Source organism: Mycobacterium decipiens (genome assembly GCF_963853665.1).
In the GTDB taxonomy this organism is placed as follows: domain Bacteria; phylum Actinomycetota; class Actinomycetes; order Mycobacteriales; family Mycobacteriaceae; genus Mycobacterium; species Mycobacterium decipiens.
This window is the reverse complement of sequence record NZ_OY970459.1, coordinates 1,903,032-1,921,591: the sequence shown is the minus strand read 5'-3', so window position 1 is coordinate 1,921,591 and position 18,560 is coordinate 1,903,032. Positions and strand designations below refer to the sequence as shown.

The window sequence follows — 18,560 nt, the reverse complement described above, 5'->3', positions numbered from 1 at the left end:
CGCGCGGCGGCACCTGCGTAACATCACCTCGATGCGAAACGTGCCGGTCAGCTACGACGACTTCCCCAGCCTTCGGTGTGAGCCCAGCGAGAACGGCGTGCTGCAGGTGATTCTGGACGCGCCCGGCCTGAACTCGGTCGGGCCTCAGATGCACGGCGACCTAGCCGACATCTGGCCGGTGATCGATCGCGATCCGAGGGTGCGCGTGGTCCTGGTTCGCGGGGAGGGCAAGGCGTTTTCCTCCGGCGGCAGCTTCGATTTGATCGAGGAGACCATTGGTGACTACCAGGGCCGGGTCCGGATTATGCGCGAGGCCCGTGATCTGGTGCTCAATCTGGTCAACTTCGACAAGCCGGTGGTGTCGGCGATTCGGGGTCCGGCGGTCGGCGCGGGCCTGGTGGTGGCGTTGCTCGCCGACATCTCGGTGGCGGGCCGGACCGCGAAAATCATCGACGGGCACACCAAACTCGGGGTGGCCGCCGGTGATCACGCCGCGATCTGCTGGCCGTTGCTGGTCGGCATGGCCAAAGCCAAGTACTACCTGCTGACCTGCGAGACGCTCTCCGGCGAGGAAGCCGAGCGCATCGGCCTGGTCTCGACCTGCGTGGACGATGAGGAAGTACTCGCAACCGCGACTCGCCTGGCTGACACCCTCGCGCAGGGCGCACAAAACGCGATCCGCTGGACCAAGCGCAGTCTCAATCACTGGTATCGCATGTTCGGGCCCACCTTCGAAACCTCGCTCGGCCTGGAATTCATCGGGTTCAGCGGTCCCGACGTCCAGGAAGGACTGGCCGCACATCGTGAGAAGCGCCCCGCACGGTTCGGTGCCGGCCGTGATAGCTGAGCACAGTTCGGCGCGCCTGTTCACGCGGGTGCGCGGATAGGTCTACCGTCGAAATCTGTGACCCGCGCCGACGATGCGGCGGGGGTATCGCCCGCTTGCGGGGAACGAAGCGATGAGGAGGAGCGGCGCTGGTGACCTCAGCCGAGCCGACCCTATTCCGCGAAGCAGTAGCGGCGATGAACGCGGTCACCGTACGGCCGGAAATCGAACTAGGTCCTATCCGACCGCCGCAGCGGCTAGCTCCGTACAGCTACGCGCTGGGAGCCGAGGTCAAGCATCCCGAACTCGATGTCGTCCCGGAGCGGTCCGAGGGCGACGCCTTCGGCCGGCTGATCCTGCTGTACGACCCGGACGGCTCCGACGCGTGGGACGGCACCATCCGCCTGGTCGCCTATGTCCAGGCCGACCTGGACTCGAGTGAAGCCGTCGACCCCCTGCTACCCGAGGTGGCGTGGAGTTGGCTGGTCGACGCGCTGGCAGCGCGCACCGATCAGGTGCGGGCCCTGGGCGGCACTGTCACCGCCACCACATCGGTGCGATACGGCGATATCTCCGGGCCGCCGCGCGCCCACCAGCTGGAGCTACGGGCGTCATGGACGGCGACCAACCCCGATCTGGGCGCCCATGTCGAGGCGTTCTGCGATGTCCTGGAGCACGCGGCGGGCCTGCCGCCAGCCGGGGTCACCGACCTCGGCTCGCGGTCACGCGCCTGACATGTGCCCCGAGCAGTCCGAAGCGGGGGGTGCGGAGCCCGGCGGCACGGAACCCGAACCCACCCCGCTGCTCCACCCTGCCGGTGGGATGCCGAATCTCTGTGTGACCGCCAGCGAAATCGCCGCGGCCGCAGAACTGCTGGATCGCGGGCGCGGACCGTTCGGGGTGGACGCCGAGCGGGCGTCGGGCTTCCGCTACTCCAACCGGGCCTATCTGGTCCAGATCCGGCGGGCCGGGGCGGGCACCGTGCTGATCGACCCGGTCAGCCACGGCGGTGACCCGTTGACCGTGCTGGCGCCGGTCGCTGCCGTGCTCAACGACGACGAGTGGATCCTGCACTCCGCCGATCAGGATCTGCCCTGCCTGGCCGAGGTCGGTATGCGCCCGCCGGCGCTGTACGACACCGAACTTGCCGGACGCCTAGCCGGATTCGATCGGGTGAACCTGGCGACCATGGTCGAGCGGCTGCTCGGGCTGGGATTGGCCAAGGGCCACGGCGCGGCCGACTGGTCCAAACGCCCGCTACCCCCGGCCTGGCTGAACTACGCGGCACTGGACGTGGAACTGCTCATCGAACTGCGCGCGGCGATCTCGCAGGTGCTGGCCGAGCAAGGCAAAACCGATTGGGCTGCACAGGAATTCGAACACCTGCGGGCGTTCGAATCAAGGTCAGTTCCGGCGGTCGCCCGGCGGGACCGCTGGCGACGAACCTCGGGTATCCACAAGGTGCATGACCGCCGGCGCCTGGCCGCCGTCCGCGAGTTGTGGACGGCGCGCGATCGGATCGCCCAGCGCCGCGACATCGCGCCGCGCCGGATCTTGCCGGACTCGGCCATCATCGACGCCGCCCTTGCCGACCCGAAGTCCCTCGCCGACCTCGTCGCGTTGCCGGTGTTCGGCGGACGCAACCAGCGTCGTAGCGCCGCGGTGTGGTTGGCGGCGCTGCAGGCAGCGCGCGAAAACCGAGATCCACCGGAGGTGGCCGAGCCGGCAAACGGGCCGCCACCGCCGGGGCGGTGGATCAAACGCAAGCCGGAAGCCGCCGCACGGCTGGATGCGGCACGCACGGCGCTGGGCCAGGTGTCGCAACGGGTCGGGGTACCCACGGAGAACCTGGTCTCACCTGATCTGGTGCGACGGCTGTGCTGGGAATGGGAAGCCGCCACGCAAGATTTTCCGGACCCCGCCGCCGCTGTCGAGGAGTACCTGCGCGCCGGCCAGGCCCGGATCTGGCAGCGAGACCTCGTGGGCCCCATCCTGGCGACGGCGTTGACCCGGACACCCGACGGCACCGAGGGCGACGACCACTAGGACGTAGCTGGGGCCTTCGACGGGCCTGGACCGTGCTCGCTGCCTTAGTCGAGATGTTCTCGAATCGCGTCGGAAGCGGATACCCCGGTCCCCAGCGCGGCAACCCATCCGGTGATCCGCCGGGCCACGTCTTGGTCGGTGAGCCCCAGATCGGCCAGCACCTCGGCTCGCGATGCGTGCTCGTAGAAGCCCTGAGGCAACCCGACGTCGCGGCAGGGCACATCGATCTCCGCGCGCCGCAAAGCGGCCGACACCGCCGACCCCACACCGCCGTTGACGCCGTTGTCCTCCAGCGTCACGAGCAGCTTGTGCTGCACCGCCAGATCACGCACACCGTCGCAGACCGGCAACACCCAGCGCGGGTCCACCACGGTCACCCCGATTCCCTGGTTGTGCAGCCGCTTGGCCACCGCCAACGCCATCGACGCGAACGCACCGACCGCCACCAGCAGCACATCATGGTTCAGCCCAGCGGCCGGCACCGCGAGCACATCCACGCCGGCCCGCCGTGCAAGAGCCGGAATATCTTTGCCCACATCGCCTTTGGGGAACCGGATCGCCGTCGGTCCGTCGTTGATGTCGAGCGCCTCACCGAGTTCCTCGCGCAACCGGGTGCCGTCGCGGGGTGCGGCCACCCGCATGCCCGGCACGATGCCCAGCATGGACAGGTCCCACATGCCGTTGTGACTGGCGCCGTCCGGACCGGTGACCCCGGCCCGGTCCAGCACCATGGTGACCGGCAGCTTGTGCAGCGCAACATCCATCACGATCTGGTCGAACGCCCGGTTGAGGAACGTCGAATAGATCGCCACCACCGGGTGCATCCCGCCCATCGCCAACCCGGCCGCCGACGTCATCGCATGTTGCTCGGCGATACCGACATCGAACAATCGATCCGGAAAACGCTGCCCGAACGCCGACAGCCCGGTCGGGCCGGGCATCGCCGCGGTGATCGCCACAATGTCGCGGCGCTGTTGGGCGTACCCGATGAGTGCGTCGGCAAAGGTCGTCGTCCACCCCGGGCCCGCCATCGTGGTGGCTTGCCCGGTGGCCGGATTGATCGGGGCGGTGGAATGCATCTGCTCGGCCTGGTCGGCTTCCGCCGGGGGATAACCCATCCCCTTGCGGGTGACGACGTGCACGATCACCGGGCCGCCGAAGCCGCGGGCGCTGCGCAGCGCGACCTCCACCGCCCGTTCGTCGTGACCGTCCACCGGGCCGACGTACTTCAGGCCAAGGTTGGTGAACAGCAGCTGCGGTGACAGCGAGTCCTTCAGACCCGCCTTAACGCTGTGCAGGACGTGATAGCAAACCTCACCGATGAGTGGCACCGCGCGCACCATGTCACGGCCCTTCCCCAGCGCCTGCTCGTAGGCGGGCTGCAGCCGCAACTTCGCCAGGTGGTCGGCGACGCCTCCGATCGTCGGCGCGTAGCTGCGCCCATTGTCGTTGACCACGATGACTACCGGCCGGTGCGAGGCGGCGATATTGTTCAGCGCCTCCCAGCACATGCCGCCGGTCAGCGCGCCGTCGCCGACCACCGCGACCACACACCGGTTGCGGTGTCCGGCCAACTCGAACGCCTTGGCCAACCCGTCGGCGTACGACAATGCCGCGCTGGCGTGGCTCGACTCCACCCAGTCGTGTTCGCTCTCGGCGCGTGACGGATACCCCGACAACCCGCCCTTCTTGCGCAGGCTTTCGAAGTCCGGGCAGCGTCCGGTCAACATCTTGTGGACGTACGCCTGGTGACCGGTGTCGAAGATGATCGGATCGTGGGGCGAGTCGAACACCCGATGCAGCGCCAGTGTCAGCTCGACGACACCGAGGTTCGGCCCCAGGTGTCCCCCGGTGGCGGCGACCTTGTGGATCAGGAACTCGCGAATCTCGGCAGCAAGCTCCCGAAGCTGAGCCTGGGAGAGGTGCTGCAGATCGGCAGGTCCGCGGATCTGTTGCAGCATTTCGCCAGTGTACGCAGCGAACCCCGCGGAGCCCAGCACGCGCAATCGACCTCCGCCGATCAATTGAGCTGAACCACTTTGATAGCGTCGGTGGCCGGTGCGCCGGGAAGCCTGGTCGGCGACCCTACTGTCATGCAACCCCGGAGTTCGATATGAAGGTAGACCTCGACCCAACTGCGCCCCCGGTTCAGACGTATGGTCGGGATATGCGTGCCGAGCAAATGGCCGAGGACTATCCCGTCGTGAGCATCGATTCAAATGCGCTGGATGCTGCACGCATGCTCGCAGAACACCGCCTGCCCGGGCTGTTGGTCACCGCCGGAGCAGGAAAACCGTATGCGGTACTCCCTGCCTCCCAGGTTGTGCGGTTCGTCGTCCCAAGTTATGTGCAAGACGATCCCTCGCTGGCCGGTGTCCTCAACGAATCGATGGCCGACCGGTGCGCGGAGAAACTGAGTGGCAAAAAGGTCCGCGACGTGTTGCCCAACCACCTGGTCGAAGTTCCCCCGGCTAATGCCGACGACACCATCATCGAGGTAGCCGCGCTCATGGCCCGACTGCGAAGCCCGCTCATCGCGGTGGTCAAAGGTGGAAGGTTGCTCGGGGTGGTCACGGCGTCGCGCCTACTTGCTGCGGCGCTGAAGTCTTGATCTCAACGGATTCGGCGACAATCGGTCTGCGGACACCAAGCCGGGCAACTCGATGAGTGTCGTCGCGCTGTCGGTGTTCGTCGTGGCCTACGCGTTGATCGCCAGCGACCGCTTCAACAAGACGCTGGTAGCGCTAGCGGGCGCGGCGGTCGTGGTCGCCCTGCCGATCATCAATTCCGAGGACGTCTTTTTTTCCCACGAGACCGGAATCGATTGGGACGTCATCTTTTTGCTGCTGGGCATGATGATCATCGTCAGCGTGCTACGGCAGACCGGCGTGTTCGAATACGTCGCGATCTGGGCAGCTAAACGGGCCCGCGGCTCGCCGCTGCGCATCATGATCCTGTTGGTGGTGGTGACCGCGATCGCATCTGCCCTGCTGGACAATGTCACCACGGTCATGCTGATCGCGCCGGTGACGCTGCTGGTATGCGACCGGCTGGCCATCAATGCGGCGCCGTTTTTGATGGCCGAAGCGTTCGCGTCGAATATCGGCGGCACCGCGACCTTGGTCGGCGACCCACCCAACATCGTCATCGCCAGCAAGGGCGGCCTGACATTCAACGACTTCCTGGTCAACCTGGCGCCGATCGTGATCATCGTGATGGCGGTGTTAATCCTGATGCTGCCGCGGCTGTTTCCCGGCGCGTTCGCCGTCGATCCCGCGCGGGTCGCCGACGTCATGTCGCTGGAAGAGAAGGAGGCCATTCGCGATCACGGGCTGCTAATCAAGTGCGGAGTCGTCCTGGTGATGGTGTTCGCGGCCTTCGTCGCAAACTCCGTGATTCACATGCAGCCGTCCATGGTGGCGCTGCTGGGCGCCGGCGCCCTGATCGTCACATCCCGGCTGGACCACTCCGAATACCTATCCAGCGTCGAGTGGGACACGCTGCTGTTCTTCGTGGGCCTGTTCATCATGGTCGGCGCTCTGGTGAAGACGGGCGTCGTAGAACAGCTAGCCCAGATGGCGGTTACCGCCACCCGCGGCAACACCCTGTTGGCGACGATGGTGATTCTGGCCGCGTCGTTGGTGATCAGCGGGATCGTCAACAACGTTCCTTATGCCGCAACCATGACACCGATCGTCGCCAGCCTGGTCCCAGCCTTGGCGGACCAAGGCAACCCGGAAGTGCTGTGGTGGGCCCTAGCGCTGGGCACCGACTTTGGCGGTAACCTCACCGCCATCGGGGCCAGTGCCAACGTCGTCATCCTGGGAGTCGCCAAGCGGGCAGACAATCCGATCTCATTCTGGCAGTTCACCCGCAAAGGCATTGTGGTCACGACGATGTCCGCCGTGCTGGCGGCAATCTATCTCTGGGTGCGCTACTTCGTGTTGAGCTGACCGTCAGCGGGGGGACGCCGCCGCGACCGCCTACTGGAAGATCCGGAGGATAGCCGATGAGCGTCATCGCCATCACGGTATTCGTGGTCGCCTATGCGCTTATCGCCAGCGACCGTGTCAGCAAGACCCTGGTTGCGCTGGCGGGGGCGGGGATCATGCTCGGCGCCGGGATCGTCGGCTCCCGTGACGTGTTCTACTCGCCCGAGACCGGAATCGATTGGGACGTAATCTTTCTGCTGCTGGGCATGATGATCATCGTCAGCGTCCTGCGCCAGACCGGCATCTTCGAATACGTCGCGATCTGGGCCGTCAAACGCGCGAATGCCTCCCCGCGTCGGATCATGATCCTGCTAGTGCTGGTGATGGCGTTCGGGTCGGCCATGCTGGACAACGTCACCACGGTGTTGTTGATCGCGCCGGTCACGCTGCTGGTGTGTGACCGGCTGGCGATCAACGCGGCGCCGTTCCTGATGGCCGAGGTCTTCGCATCCAATATCGGCGGCGCGGCGACCTTGGTCGGTGATCCGCCCAACATCATCATCGCTAGCCGAGCGGGATTGACGTTCAACGACTTCCTGCTACACATGGCGCCGATCGTGCTGATTGTGCTCGTCGTCTTCGTCGCTCTGTTACCCCTGCTGTTCGGCTCCGTCACGGTCGATGCCGATCGAGTCGCCGACATCATGTCGCTGGATGAGCGCGAAGCCATCCGCGATACCCGGCTGCTCATCAAGTGTGGCGTTGTCCTGCTGCTGGTGTTCGTTGCGTTCGTCGCCCATCCGGTGCTGCACATGCAGCCGTCCGTCGTGGCGTTGCTGGGCGCCGGGATCCTCGTCGTGATCTCGGGACTGAAGCGGTCGGAGTATCTGGCCAGCGTCGAGTGGGAGACACTGCTGTTTTTCGCCGGGCTGTTCACCATGGTTGGGGCGCTAGTGAAGACCGGCGTCATCGATGAGCTGGCGCGCGCGGCGGTCGAGTTGACCGGCGGCAACGAATTGCGCACCGTATTTCTGGTCCTCGGCATCTCAGCCCCGGTGTCCGGGATTATCGACAACATTCCCTACGTCGCGACGATGACACCGATCGTCACCGAGTTGACCGCGGTCATGCCCGGCCAAGTCCACCCCGACACGCTCTGGTGGACCCTGGCGCTGGGTGCGGACTTCGGCGGCAACCTGACCGCCGTCGGGGCTAGTGCCAACGTCGTGATGCTGGGAATCGCGCGGCGGGCAGGCACACCGATCTCATTCTGGGAATTCACCCGCAAAGGGATTGTGGTCACCGCGGTTTCGCTGGCACTAGCCGCGGTCTATGTTTGGTTGCGCTACTTCGTGTTGGGCTGAGGACCAAAGGCTCACGTGTGTTTGGCGCGGAAGCGCCGGAACAGCGGCCAGGCGATCACCAGATTGTAGGCAGCGCCCGCAGCGAGGTACGGCCACCACGTTCCGTGGTCGCTTGCGATCCAGAAGGCCTTGGCCGCCCAGTACGGCGGCAACACACCGAACGCGAGGTTCCAGTAGGAATGGATGAACCACGGCAGGCAGGGCAATCCGGCGATAAGCATGCCCAGTGCACGGACCATGGCCAGGCCTTGAATCTTGTTGTTCGCCAAGGCAACAATCAGCAACAAGGTGACGACCGCCGAGAGTCCTGCCAGCAATCCGATCGGGATCAGTGACGGTAGCAGCCCGGGGTCGAGTATCCCGCTGAGCGACATTGTTGCCACGACGTAGATCGTGGTAACCACCATCACGGTAGCGACGCGATAGGCAAAGAAGACCGACAGCGGAACCGGCGTGACGCGCAGCGCGACCAGGGTTCCAGCGTCAAGCTCATCCAGGACGAGGAAAGCCGCCAGGCCGCCGACGATGATGATGCTCGTCAACAGCAGGAACGCGGTCAATACCAGCGGGTAGTAGGGAACCAGGTCGAATCCGTTGCGGTCGGCCAACATCGCGGTGGCGCGCGGCGTGAGCAGCGCGACCGCACTGGTCCAGATGGCCGGCGCCACCACGATCATCACCAGCAGCGGATCTCGGTAGGTGCCGCGAATGTCGTTGCGCCCGAACGCGGCGAGTGCCCGCGCCGATGCACCCCTCACCATCAGCCACCCTTCGCGACGACGTAGCGGGCGAACATCACGTCAGCCATCCAGAACAACCCCGCCACGCCGACGGTCGGGTACACCACCGCGTACCCGATCTGCCACGGCGCCAAGCTGAGTTGGTCGAAGGCCGCGCCCAGCAGCAGCAGCGGTCCCTGGGTGGGCACCAGATACAGCACCGGGTTCGGCCACAGACCGGAGTAGTACAGGACCGGCAGATTCATCACGGCCAGCGGAATGGTCGCCGCCAGAAACCAGTCGCTGATCGACGCGAACGGCAACGAGCTGATGAAGCCCACCAACAGCATCAGCAACGTCCCCAGCGCCACCGCGAGGATCATCGGTGCCGGGTGATAGGAGAACCCATGCGCGATGGTCGCGACCACCACGGCCACTGCTAGCGAGATCGCCAGCAGGACAGCCAGTTTGGCGGCCAAGTACTCACCGAACCGCAGCGGGGTGGCAATGACCGCCCACAGCGTACGTTCCTGCTTTTCGAAGAACACGGTGCCGGCGACAAAGAAGAAGCCAATGATGGTGATGTCGCCCGCTAGCACGTAGGGTTCGGCGACCGGACGCAGGTGGGCCGGCATCGGCAACAGCACCGCCAGCCAGATCAGCCCGGAGAAGACCGCCGCATGCAGGAACCGCTGCCGGGTTTGCAGGGTCAGCTCCAGCCGCAGCGCCGACGCCAGCCGCGTCACAACAACCGCCTGCCGGTCACTTCGACGAAGACGTCGTCGAGACTGGCTTCCCTGCTGTGGATGGTCTCGACGTGCCGTCCACGCAGCACCGCGTGGAACTCCGGGTCATCGGCCAGGGTGTCCATCGCAAACTCGGCGGCGGCCAGACTGCCACCGCCGGTTCCGTCTTCTCGGTATTCGACCCGGACCAGACGCTGGCTGCGGGCGATCTTCAGCTCGGCGGGCCGGTCCAGGGCGACGATCCTCCCGTCGACCACGAACGCCACCCGGTCACACAACTCGTCGGCCGTGGTCATGTCGTGGGTGGTGAGAAACACCGTGCGCCCGCGTGATTTCAGTTCCCTGATCATGCTTTTGACCGCGCGGGCGTTCACCGGGTCCATGCCGGAGGTCGGTTCGTCGAGGAAGAGCAACTCGGGATCGTTGATCAGCGACCTGACGAACGTCAGCCGCATCTGCATGCCCTTGGAGTAGCTGCCCACCCGGGTATGGGCGTCGTCGGCCAGGCCGACGGAGTCCAGCAGCTGCATCGGGTCCAGCGTCGGACCTGCGTACAGCGAGGCGAAAAACCGCAGGTTCTCCAGCCCAGTGAGCTTCTGATAGTGGTTGGGCAGCTCGAACGACACGCCGATGCGCTCGTAGTAGTCGGATCCCCAGGACACCGGATCCCTACCCCAGACCGCGGCCTCGCCGCCGTGGCCACGAAGCAGGCCGACGAGAAGCCGCTGCGTCGTCGACTTCCCCGCCCCACTGGGACCGAGGAATCCGAAAATCTCACCGCGGCCCACGGTGAAGTCCATGCCACGCACAGCGGGCGTTGCCGCCTTGGGATAGGTGAAGGTGAGCCCACGGACCCGGATCACCTCGGTCATAACGTCTTGAGGTTCGGCATGACTCGCGCTTTCCTCCCGGTAGGCGCGGTGCGCCGGACAAGCCGTCGTACCGCGAGAATTGGGAATCCCAGTTCCGACCAGACTTCCCGGAGCGCCATCGCCAGCATAATCACCACCCGGTGAACACGTCTGTCGGCCCGAGCCCGTCGAGAGCGTTGATCCACGCGCTCACCGCAGTCTCGACGCACAACTCACCGCGTCAACAGCGCGACGCATTCGATGTGGTGAGTCAGCGGGAACGCGTCGAACACCTTGATCTTCTCGACGCCGTACCCACGACCGAGGTAGAGGCTGATATCGCGAGCGAAAGATGCTGCCTCGCAACCGATATGCACCACGCGCGGTACCCCGGCGGCGGCCAGTAGGTCGATGACTTCGCGCCCGGCACCCGACCGCGGCGGATCCAGCACCGCCAGGTCGACGCCCCCCCGTTGCGCCTCCAGTGCCCGACGCACCGAATCGGTGACGATGTCCACCTGCGGTAGCTCACCCAAGGCGGCCCGCGCGGCGTGCGACGCCGCCCGCGAGGTGTCGACGGTCAGCACCCGCCCGGACTCCCCCACCGCCTCACCCAGCACCGCGGCGAAAACCCCCGCGCCGCCGTAGAGATCCCAGGCAGTCATGCCCGCAGCGGGCTGCGCCCAGTCAGCGACCAGGCAACTGTAGACCGACGCCGCGTCGCGATGCGCCTGCCAGAAGGCCGTGACCGGCACCCGCCAACTGCGCCGGCCCACCCGCTGCACCGCCTGGTAGCTGCCCTCCAGCACCTTGGCCACGTTCCTCGTCGCGTTGCGGCGGTGCTGCCGGACGGTGCGCACCACATGGCGCTCGCCGTCATCGTCGACGGCCACGTGCAGCTGAGCTGCCGCCGGCAAGTCGGATTGGGAAAAGGCCTCGGTCAGCCCGTCCAGCATGCCGGCGGGCAACTGCCCGCAGCCCAGGTCACTCACCAGCTCCGTGCTGTGGTAGCGGTGAAAGCCGGGGCGGCCGTCCGTCCCCACTTCGAGCCGGACCCGGGTGCGCCAACCGGTGGGGCCGGCATCCGACAGCGGTTCGGCCTCGCCATGCCAGTGGTACCCGCCGAGCCGTTCCAGCTGGTTGGCCACCACTTGCCCCTTGAGTACCCGGGCCGCTTCGGGGGCGGCAAACGCCAGATCACAACACCCGGCACCGTCCACCCCGGCGATCGGGCACAGCGACGCCCTGCGGTCGGGCGACGGGTCGATCACCTCGATTGCCGCTGCATGCCAATAGGAACCGCGGTCCGCGGTGACCCGCACCCGCACACGTTCGCCGGGCAACGCGTAGCGGACGAAGACCACCCGGCCCTCGTGGTGTGCCACGCAGCTGCCGCCGTTTGCGGGGGCACCGGTGACTACGGTCAGTTCCCCGCGCGCTGATGGGGATGTCACGTGTTCGACGCCTCGTCGGCTTCGGTATTCGGGGTCAATCGAAAATTCCCCGTCGGGTGTCACCGGGAGCCACGTGCGGCTGAAACGTCTTGACCCGCTCCGACGAAGTCAGCTGCCACGGAACCGAGGTCACCATCACCCCAGGCATGAACAGCAACCGGCCTTTGAGCCGCAGCGCGCTCTGGTTGTGCAGAACCTGTTCCCACCAATGCCCCACCACGTACTCCGGGATGAATACCGTCACCACGGTGCGTGGCGACTCCTTGCTGGCCCGTTTGACGTAATCGAGTACCGGACGCGTGATTTCGCGGTACGGCGAGGCGATGACCTTGAGTGGCACGCTGATATCGCTGTCCTGCCATTTGCGCACCAGATCACGGGTATCCGCTTCGTCGACGTTAACCGTCACGGCTTCCAACACGTCGGGGCGGGTCGCTCGTGCATAGGCCAGTGCGCGCCGGGTCGGCAGGTGCAACTTGGACACCAGCACCACGGCGTGATTGCGGCTGGGCAGCACCATTTCGGTCTCCTCGGCCGCGGCCTGCTCCACCAGCTCCCGGCTGACCGTGTTGTAGTGCCTGCGAATCAGCTTCATCATGATGAAAAGTGCGCCCATGGCAACAATCGCGATCCATGCTCCGGCAAGGAATTTTGTCACCAGCACGATCAACAGGACGGTACTGGTGGACAGGAAACCGACCGTGTTGACCACTCGAGAGCGCATCATCGTGTGCCGAGCACGCGGATCGACCTCGGTGCTCAGCAACCGCGTCCAGTGCCGGACCATGCCGATCTGGCTCAGCGTGAACGATATGAACACGCCGACGATGTACAGCTGGATCAGTGCGGTGAGTTCGGCGCGGAACGCAACAACCGCCCCGATTGCCGCCGCGGCGAGGAACAGGATTCCGTTGGAGAACGCCAGCCGGTCCCCGCGGGTGTGCAGTTGGCGGGGCAGGTAACTGTGCTGCGCCAAAACCGAGCCGAGCACCGGGAAGCCGTTGAACGCGGTGTTGGCGGCCAGCACCAGGATGAGCGCGGTGACCGCGGTAATCAGCAGGAACCCGAGGTGGAAGCTGCCGAAAACAGCTTTTGCCAGCTGCGCGACCAGCGTCTTCTGCTGGTAGTCCGGCGGAGCACCGGTCAGCTGCGTTTCGGGATCGTCGACGACCTGGGCGCCGGTCATCACAGCCATCGCGACGATCCCCACCAGCAAGGTCACCGCGATGGCGCCCAGCATGAGCAGGGTTGCCGCGGCGTTGCGGGACTTGGGCTTCTCAAACGCCGGCACCCCGTTGCTGATGGCCTCCACACCGGTCAGCGCCGCGCACCCCGAGGAGAACGACCGGGCCACCAGGAATGCCAGCGCGAAACCAACAACCTTGCCATGCTCGGCGTGCATGACGAACCCGGCGGATTCGGCGCGCACCGGGTTGCCCAACACGAAGATCCGGAACAACCCCCAAAGGAGCATGATGGCGATTCCGGCGATGAACGCGTAGGTCGGGATGGCGAATGTCACCCCCGATTCGCGGACCCCGCGCAGGTTCATCGCCGTCACCAACACGATCGCGCACACCGCGCACAACACCTTGTGGTCGTAGACAAACGGGATCGCGGAGCCGATGTTCGACGTCGCCGACGATATCGAAACCGCAACGGTGAGAACGTAATCCACCATCAGAGCGCTGGCGACTACCAGGCCGGCGGTGTCCCCCAGGTTGGTGGTGACGACCTCGTAGTCGCCGCCACCGGAGGGGTAGGCGTGCACATTTTGCCGGTAGCTGGACACCACGACGAGCAGGACGGCCGCGACCGCCAGCGCGATCCACGGTGCCATCGAGTAGGCCGCCAGCCCGGCCACCGAGAGCACCAGGAAGATCTCCTCGGGGGCGTAGGCCACCGATGACATCGCATCCGAGGCGAACACCGGCAAAGCGATCCGCTTGGGCAACAGCGTGTGATGCAGCCGGTCGCTGCGAAAAGGCCGGCCGATAAGCAACCGGCGAGCGGCGGTTGAAAGTTTGGACACGAGAGCCAAGGGTAAGCCCCTGCAGGCCTGGCGGTAGCGTTCCCTACGCGAGAATGTTCGCCGCTCAAATCGGCTGGCCACCGCGGGTTGCCGATTGCGTATACGCACAGGACACAGCCGAGAGGACCTCAAATGCGGGTGGTTGTGATGGGGTGCGGCCGGGTCGGGGCTGCGGTGGCCGACGGATTGTCCCGGATAGGCCATGACGTCGCGATTATCGACCGTGACAGCGCCGCGTTCAATCGGCTCAGCCCGCAGTTTCCCGGTGAGCGGGTGCTGGGTCAGGGATTCGACCGGGATGTACTAATACGGGCGGGCATCGACGGGGCCGACGCATTCGCCGCGGTGTCCTCCGGGGACAACTCCAACATCATCTCGGCACGATTGGCCCGGGAAACGTTCGGTGTGCAGCGCGTCGTCGCGCGCATCTACGACGCCAAGCGCGCGGAGGTCTACGAGCGACTCGGCATCCCCACCATCGCGACCGTGCCCTGGACCACCGATCGACTGCTCAACGCGCTGACACGGGAGACCGAGACCGCCAAGTGGCGCGATCCGACCGGTACCGTCGCCGTCGCCGAGGTCGTCCTGCACGAGGACTGGGTGGGTCACCGGGCGACCGATCTCGAGCAGGCCACCGGCGCACGGATTGCGTTCTTGATTCGATTCGGAACCGGTGTGTTGCCGGAGCCGAAGACGGTCCTGCAGGCCGGCGACAGCGTCTACGTCGCCGCGATATCCGGCAGGGCCGCCGAGGCGGTGGCCATCGCGGCCCTGCCGCCGAGTGAGGACTTCGAGGCGGGGGCCCGAAGATGAAGGTCGCTGTCGCCGGAGCGGGCGCGGTGGGCCGCTCGGTCACCCGCGAACTCGTGGAGAACGGACATGAAATCACCCTGATCGAGCGCAATCCCGATCACCTCGACGCCGACGCCATCCCGGAGGCGCACTGGCGGCTCGGCGATGCCTGCGAACTGAGCCTGCTGGAGTCGATTCACCTCGAGGACTTCGACGTGGTCGTCGCCGCTACCGGCGACGACAAGGTCAACGTGGTGCTCAGCCTGCTGGCCAAGACCGAGTTCGCGGTGCCGCGGGTGGTGGCGCGGGTCAACGATCCCCGCAACGAGTGGCTGTTCAACGACGCCTGGGGGGTAGACGTCGCGGTATCAACACCCCGCATGCTGGCGTCGCTGATCGAGGAGGCCGTCGCCGTCGGCGACCTAGTGCGGCTGATGGAGTTCCGCACGGGTCAGGCCAACCTGGTGGAGATCACCCTGCCCGACAACACGCCGTGGGGCGGCAAACCGGTGCGCAAGCTGAAGCTGCCGCGGGATGCCGTGCTGGTGACGATCCTGCGTGGCCCGCGAGTCATCGTGCCGGAAGCCGACGAGCCGCTGGAAGGTGGTGACGAGTTGCTCTTCGTCGCGGTCACCGAGGCGGAGGAGGAGCTGAGCCGGCTGTTGCTGCCGTCCACCTAACCGGTGGGCGTTACCCGGGGCTGGTGTCGGCGTCGATTTCGGGCCCGCCCGCCACGGCCGCAGCGTGGTCCGCTGCGCTACCGGAGGCAAGCATGGCGCGCTGGGCTGACTTGATTGCCGCGTACGTGGCTAGCGCGGCCACCGCGGTCAGCGGCCAGCCCATCCCGATCCGCGCCACTCCCAGCCAGCCCGTTTCATCGGCGTCGTACAGGAGCCTCTGGACAATGAACCGGGCGGCGAATACCAACGTCCACCCGAGCGTGGCGACGTCGAACGCATAGACGGCCCGGGGCACGCCACGCCAGCCGCGATCGCGCCCAGTTACCCAACTCCACAGATAACCCACCACCGGCCGGCGGATCAGGATGGACAGCGCGAAGACCACCGCCCACAAAAACGACATCCAGATGCCCAACAGGAAGTAGCCCTTCGACTGTCCCACCACGTAGGCGATCAGCGCGCACACCGCGACCCCGAAGAATCCGGCTACCGCCGGCTGTGTGGATTCCCGCCGAATCAGCCGCCACAACAGGATCAACGCGGCCATACCCAGGGCGAACCCGATGGCGGGCAGCAGCCCGGCGGCGCTGGACGCAACCACGAAGGTCACCACCGGCAACGACGAGTAGACGAGCCCACTCACGCCGCCGGCGTGCGCCAGGAGGCGCTGGGCGCTGAAGCGGTTAGCGTTCACAAGCCACCGGCGAATCCGACTGCCGGCAGGTCACCGCTGGATTTCGTAATGCGGGTTGTAGATGGCCTTCGTCCCATTCTCCAGCTTGCCCAGCCGGCCCCGCACCCGCAGCGTGCGACCGGAGTCGATGCCGGGTATCCGGCGTTGACCCAGCCACACCAGCGTGACGGTATCGGTGCCGTCGAACAATTCGGCGCGAACACCACCCGAGCACCCCTTGCCTTTGGTTTCCACGCAGCGCAGGGTGCCAACCATCGTCACCTCCTGGCCGCGATGGCAGTCGATCGCGCGTTGCGCGCCGCTGTTGGCCACCTCGTCGGACAACTCCTCGACGTCGCGTTGCTCCAGGTCCTCCGTCAATCGACGGGTGAGCCTGCGCAGATAACCTTGGGCCCCCATGGCCTCTCCTGACACGTCACCTACGTTATGGAAGATTCGTCCAACTTCGGCGCATTCCACTAATGCCAACGGCCACCGTAGACCTGTTGGTTCCCGGACGCCACACGAACCTCACCACAGATGTTGGAGCACTTGTGACCGCGGGGCACTATCGAGGGGTGGCTGTCGATTTGCGTGGTGTCACAACCGTGTTGTTGCCCGGAACCGGATCCGACGACGACTACGTTCATCGAGCTTTTTCCGGCCCGTTGCGGGGAGCGGGCGCACAGCTCGTGACTCCGCGACCACGGCCGGATCAGTTGATCGACGGCTATCTGGCTGCCCTCGATGACGCGGCGAGAACGGGACCGATCGGCGTCGGCGGTGTCTCGATCGGAGCCGCGGTCGCAGCCGCATGGGCCCTGGCTCATCCCGATCGCACGGTAGCGGTCCTGGCCGCGCTGCCGGCCTGGACCGGCACGCCTGGATCAGCGCCCGCCGCGCACGCGGCGCGGTTTTCGGCCTCGCAGTTGCGCCGCACCGGCCTGTCGGCGACGACGACGCAGCTGCGGGCGTCCAGTCCGCCCTGGCTTGCCGAGGAGCTGGCCCGGTCGTGGCGGGCTCAGTGGCCGCAGCTGCCCGACGCGATGGAAGAAGCGGCAGCCTATATCGCCCCCAGCCGCGCCGAGCTGACCCGGCTGGCCGTGCCGCTGGGGGTGGCCGCCGCAGTCGACGATCCGATTCACCCTCTGCAGGTCGGTATCGACTGGGTGGCCGCCGCGCCCCATGCAGCGCTGCGGACGGTGACACTGGACGAGATCGGCGCCGACGCCGCCGCGCTGGGTGTTGCCTGCCTTGCCGCTCTCGCCGAGGTCTCAAGCCGCCACAAAACCTAGTCGCCCGGCTAGACCCAATTGCCGGGCTTCTCCGCACCCCGCTACACGGCGCGCATCGTCGCCCGGCTGGACCCAATTGCCGGGCTTCTCCGCACCCCGCTACACGGCGCGCATCGTCGCCCGGCTGGACCCAATTGCCGGGCTTCTCCTCACCCCGCTACACGGCGCGCATCGTCGCCCGGCTAGACCCAATTGCCGGGCTTCTCCGCACCCCGCTACACGGCGCGCATCGTCGCCCGGCTGGACCCAATTGCCGGGCTTCTCCTCACCCCGCTACACGGCGCGCATCGTCGCCCGGCTGGACCCAATTGCCGGGCTTCTCCTCACCCCGCTACACGGCGCGCATCGTCGCCCGGCTAGCCACCGGTGGTGCTGCGCAACTGCTGCATCGCTGATCCTTCGGCGCCGCGCCGTGGGGCCGGCTGGTCGGCTTGCTGTTGCGCGTCGGCCTGTGCGGCCGCGGCCTCCCGCAGTTGCGCCGCCATCGGCTCGGGCAGTTGCACCGGCAACGGAGTCCGCACCGGCAGCGGGGTATCACCACGGCGAACCACGGTGTCAGCCAACGCCTCACGGGCCTCCTCGGTCAGCGCATCGACGGTCTCGTGCGGGCCATTGACGACACATCGGATCATCCAGCGGTAGCCGTCGACCCCGATGAACCGCACCACGCCGGCGGCGGTGCCGATCACTTCGCGACCCCACGGGCCATCCTTGATCGAGACCTTTGCCGAGTCCTTACGCAACGAGTCGGCGAGCTCACCGGCCACCTCACGCCAGAGCCCGCCCGTCTTGGGCGCCGCGTACGCCGCGATGGTGTAGCGACCATTGGATGTGATGACCCACACCGCGTTGGGAACCCCGCTCTCGGTCAGCTCAACCTGTACCTGACCCGCGGCCGGCATGGGAATCAGCACCGAGCCCAGGTCGAGCCGGGCCAGCTCCGCCACCGACGGGTCATCGAAGTCGTCGATGTCGAACGGGCCGTCCAGCTCGGCGGCTCCCTCGGAGACAGGGTCAGCCTGGACGTCGTCCGGTTCTGCCGGCTCGGCGGGCGGATTTTCGCTGTCGTCTTTGCGCCTACCGAATACCATCGCGAGCGCTACTCCTCCTCATCGCTCCGTCCCGCGCAAGCGGGCGGTACCCCCAC

The 18,560-nt window shown here is 66.4% G+C and carries 17 protein-coding genes and 1 pseudogene; 9 read left to right on the top strand and 9 right to left on the bottom strand.

The window, feature by feature from the left end; translation table 11 throughout:
• Positions 1 to 40 precede the first annotated feature (40 nt).
• The 3 genes and pseudogenes from AADZ55_RS08800 (at position 41) to AADZ55_RS08790 (ending at position 2,872) form a co-directional block, all read left to right on the top strand.
• On the top strand, positions 41 to 847 hold the full coding sequence (locus tag AADZ55_RS08800; RefSeq protein ID WP_085327300.1) for an enoyl-CoA hydratase/isomerase family protein: 807 nt from the start codon (positions 41 to 43) through the stop codon (positions 845 to 847).
• A 57-nt stretch (positions 848 to 904) separates the two neighbouring features.
• Positions 905 to 1,560, top strand: a pseudogene (locus tag AADZ55_RS08795) (DUF3000 domain-containing protein).
• 1 nt (position 1,561) lies between these two features.
• Positions 1,562 to 2,872 carry an HRDC domain-containing protein gene (locus AADZ55_RS08790; RefSeq protein WP_085327286.1) on the top strand — a complete coding sequence of 437 codons (1,311 nt, stop codon included), beginning with the start codon at positions 1,562 to 1,564 and terminating at the stop codon, positions 2,870 to 2,872.
• A gap of 44 nt (positions 2,873 to 2,916) precedes the next feature.
• On the opposite strand, the gene dxs is transcribed toward AADZ55_RS08790, so the two are convergent.
• Positions 2,917 to 4,833 (bottom strand): 1-deoxy-D-xylulose-5-phosphate synthase, encoded by a 1,917-nt coding sequence (gene dxs / locus AADZ55_RS08785; RefSeq protein WP_085327301.1) that lies wholly within the window; start codon positions 4,831 to 4,833, stop codon positions 2,917 to 2,919.
• Positions 4,834 to 5,039: 206 nt separating this feature from the next.
• Between dxs and AADZ55_RS08780 the strand changes: the two genes are divergently transcribed.
• From AADZ55_RS08780 to AADZ55_RS08770, 3 genes are read left to right on the top strand one after another with little or no spacing between them, the layout of a single operon-like run.
• Positions 5,040 to 5,483, top strand: coding sequence for a CBS domain-containing protein (locus tag AADZ55_RS08780; protein WP_207569165.1), 444 nt, complete (start codon positions 5,040 to 5,042; stop codon positions 5,481 to 5,483).
• 52 nt (positions 5,484 to 5,535) lie between these two features.
• Positions 5,536 to 6,825: an ArsB/NhaD family transporter gene (locus AADZ55_RS08775; protein ID WP_085327288.1), complete on the top strand. Its 1,290-nt coding sequence runs from the start codon at positions 5,536 to 5,538 to the stop codon at positions 6,823 to 6,825.
• A 56-nt stretch (positions 6,826 to 6,881) separates the two neighbouring features.
• Positions 6,882 to 8,168: an ArsB/NhaD family transporter gene (locus tag AADZ55_RS08770; protein WP_085327289.1), complete on the top strand. Its 1,287-nt coding sequence runs from the start codon at positions 6,882 to 6,884 to the stop codon at positions 8,166 to 8,168.
• 11 nt (positions 8,169 to 8,179) lie between these two features.
• Here the strand turns inward: AADZ55_RS08770 and AADZ55_RS08765 are convergent, their stop codons facing one another.
• From AADZ55_RS08765 to AADZ55_RS08745, 5 genes are all read right to left on the bottom strand, one after another.
• The gene (locus AADZ55_RS08765) at positions 8,180 to 8,929 is read right to left on the bottom strand and encodes an ABC transporter permease (RefSeq protein ID WP_119185091.1); all 750 of its coding nucleotides are present in this window, start codon (positions 8,927 to 8,929) and stop codon (positions 8,180 to 8,182) included.
• Positions 8,929 to 9,633 (bottom strand): ABC transporter permease, encoded by a 705-nt coding sequence (locus AADZ55_RS08760; protein ID WP_085327290.1) that lies wholly within the window; start codon positions 9,631 to 9,633, stop codon positions 8,929 to 8,931. The genes AADZ55_RS08765 and AADZ55_RS08760 overlap by 1 nt, the downstream gene beginning before the upstream one ends.
• Positions 9,630 to 10,505, bottom strand: coding sequence for an ABC transporter ATP-binding protein (locus AADZ55_RS08755; RefSeq protein ID WP_085327291.1), 876 nt, complete (start codon positions 10,503 to 10,505; stop codon positions 9,630 to 9,632). The genes AADZ55_RS08760 and AADZ55_RS08755 overlap by 4 nt, the downstream gene beginning before the upstream one ends.
• Before the next feature lie 212 nt (positions 10,506 to 10,717).
• Entirely contained in the window at positions 10,718 to 11,938 is a 1,221-nt protein-coding gene (locus tag AADZ55_RS08750; RefSeq protein ID WP_085327292.1) for a class I SAM-dependent RNA methyltransferase, read from the bottom strand.
• Between the two features lie 34 nt (positions 11,939 to 11,972).
• Positions 11,973 to 13,970: an APC family permease gene (locus AADZ55_RS08745; RefSeq protein WP_085327293.1), complete on the bottom strand. Its 1,998-nt coding sequence runs from the start codon at positions 13,968 to 13,970 to the stop codon at positions 11,973 to 11,975.
• A gap of 132 nt (positions 13,971 to 14,102) precedes the next feature.
• On the opposite strand from AADZ55_RS08745, the gene AADZ55_RS08740 reads away from it, so the two are divergent.
• Positions 14,103 to 14,786, top strand: coding sequence for a potassium channel family protein (locus tag AADZ55_RS08740; protein WP_085327294.1), 684 nt, complete (start codon positions 14,103 to 14,105; stop codon positions 14,784 to 14,786).
• Positions 14,783 to 15,445: a potassium channel family protein gene (locus AADZ55_RS08735; protein ID WP_085327295.1), complete on the top strand. Its 663-nt coding sequence runs from the start codon at positions 14,783 to 14,785 to the stop codon at positions 15,443 to 15,445. Before AADZ55_RS08740 ends, AADZ55_RS08735 begins: the two co-directional genes overlap by 4 nt.
• Before the next feature lie 10 nt (positions 15,446 to 15,455).
• On the opposite strand, the gene AADZ55_RS08730 is transcribed toward AADZ55_RS08735, so the two are convergent.
• Positions 15,456 to 16,139 carry a DUF3159 domain-containing protein gene (locus AADZ55_RS08730; protein ID WP_085327296.1) on the bottom strand — a complete coding sequence of 228 codons (684 nt, stop codon included), beginning with the start codon at positions 16,137 to 16,139 and terminating at the stop codon, positions 15,456 to 15,458.
• A gap of 30 nt (positions 16,140 to 16,169) precedes the next feature.
• Positions 16,170 to 16,538, bottom strand: coding sequence for an OB-fold nucleic acid binding domain-containing protein (locus tag AADZ55_RS08725; protein ID WP_085327297.1), 369 nt, complete (start codon positions 16,536 to 16,538; stop codon positions 16,170 to 16,172).
• Between the two features lie 158 nt (positions 16,539 to 16,696).
• On the opposite strand from AADZ55_RS08725, the gene AADZ55_RS08720 reads away from it, so the two are divergent.
• Positions 16,697 to 17,413, top strand: a complete 717-nt coding sequence (locus AADZ55_RS08720; protein ID WP_085327303.1) for a hypothetical protein — start codon at positions 16,697 to 16,699, stop codon at positions 17,411 to 17,413.
• Positions 17,414 to 17,769: 356 nt separating this feature from the next.
• Here AADZ55_RS08720 and AADZ55_RS08715 read toward each other — a convergent pair whose 3' ends face one another.
• A complete protein-coding gene (locus AADZ55_RS08715; RefSeq protein WP_085323784.1) occupies positions 17,770 to 18,504 on the bottom strand; it encodes a DUF3710 domain-containing protein in 735 nt (244 codons plus the stop codon).
• Positions 18,505 to 18,560 lie beyond the last annotated feature (56 nt).

Coding starts and splice junctions, on each gene's coding strand:
- AADZ55_RS08790 (WP_085327286.1), top strand. CDS start 1,562: ATGTGCCCCGAGCAGTCCGAAGCGGGGGGTGCGGAGCCCGGCGGCACG.
- dxs (WP_085327301.1), bottom strand. CDS start 4,833: ATGCTGCAACAGATCCGCGGACCTGCCGATCTGCAGCACCTCTCCCAG.
- AADZ55_RS08780 (WP_207569165.1), top strand. CDS start 5,040: ATGCGTGCCGAGCAAATGGCCGAGGACTATCCCGTCGTGAGCATCGAT.
- AADZ55_RS08775 (WP_085327288.1), top strand. CDS start 5,536: ATGAGTGTCGTCGCGCTGTCGGTGTTCGTCGTGGCCTACGCGTTGATC.
- AADZ55_RS08770 (WP_085327289.1), top strand. CDS start 6,882: ATGAGCGTCATCGCCATCACGGTATTCGTGGTCGCCTATGCGCTTATC.
- AADZ55_RS08765 (WP_119185091.1), bottom strand. CDS start 8,929: ATGGTGAGGGGTGCATCGGCGCGGGCACTCGCCGCGTTCGGGCGCAAC.
- AADZ55_RS08755 (WP_085327291.1), bottom strand. CDS start 10,505: ATGACCGAGGTGATCCGGGTCCGTGGGCTCACCTTCACCTATCCCAAG.
- AADZ55_RS08740 (WP_085327294.1), top strand. CDS start 14,103: ATGCGGGTGGTTGTGATGGGGTGCGGCCGGGTCGGGGCTGCGGTGGCC.
- AADZ55_RS08735 (WP_085327295.1), top strand. CDS start 14,783: ATGAAGGTCGCTGTCGCCGGAGCGGGCGCGGTGGGCCGCTCGGTCACC.
- AADZ55_RS08725 (WP_085327297.1), bottom strand. CDS start 16,538: ATGGGGGCCCAAGGTTATCTGCGCAGGCTCACCCGTCGATTGACGGAG.
- AADZ55_RS08715 (WP_085323784.1), bottom strand. CDS start 18,504: ATGGTATTCGGTAGGCGCAAAGACGACAGCGAAAATCCGCCCGCCGAG.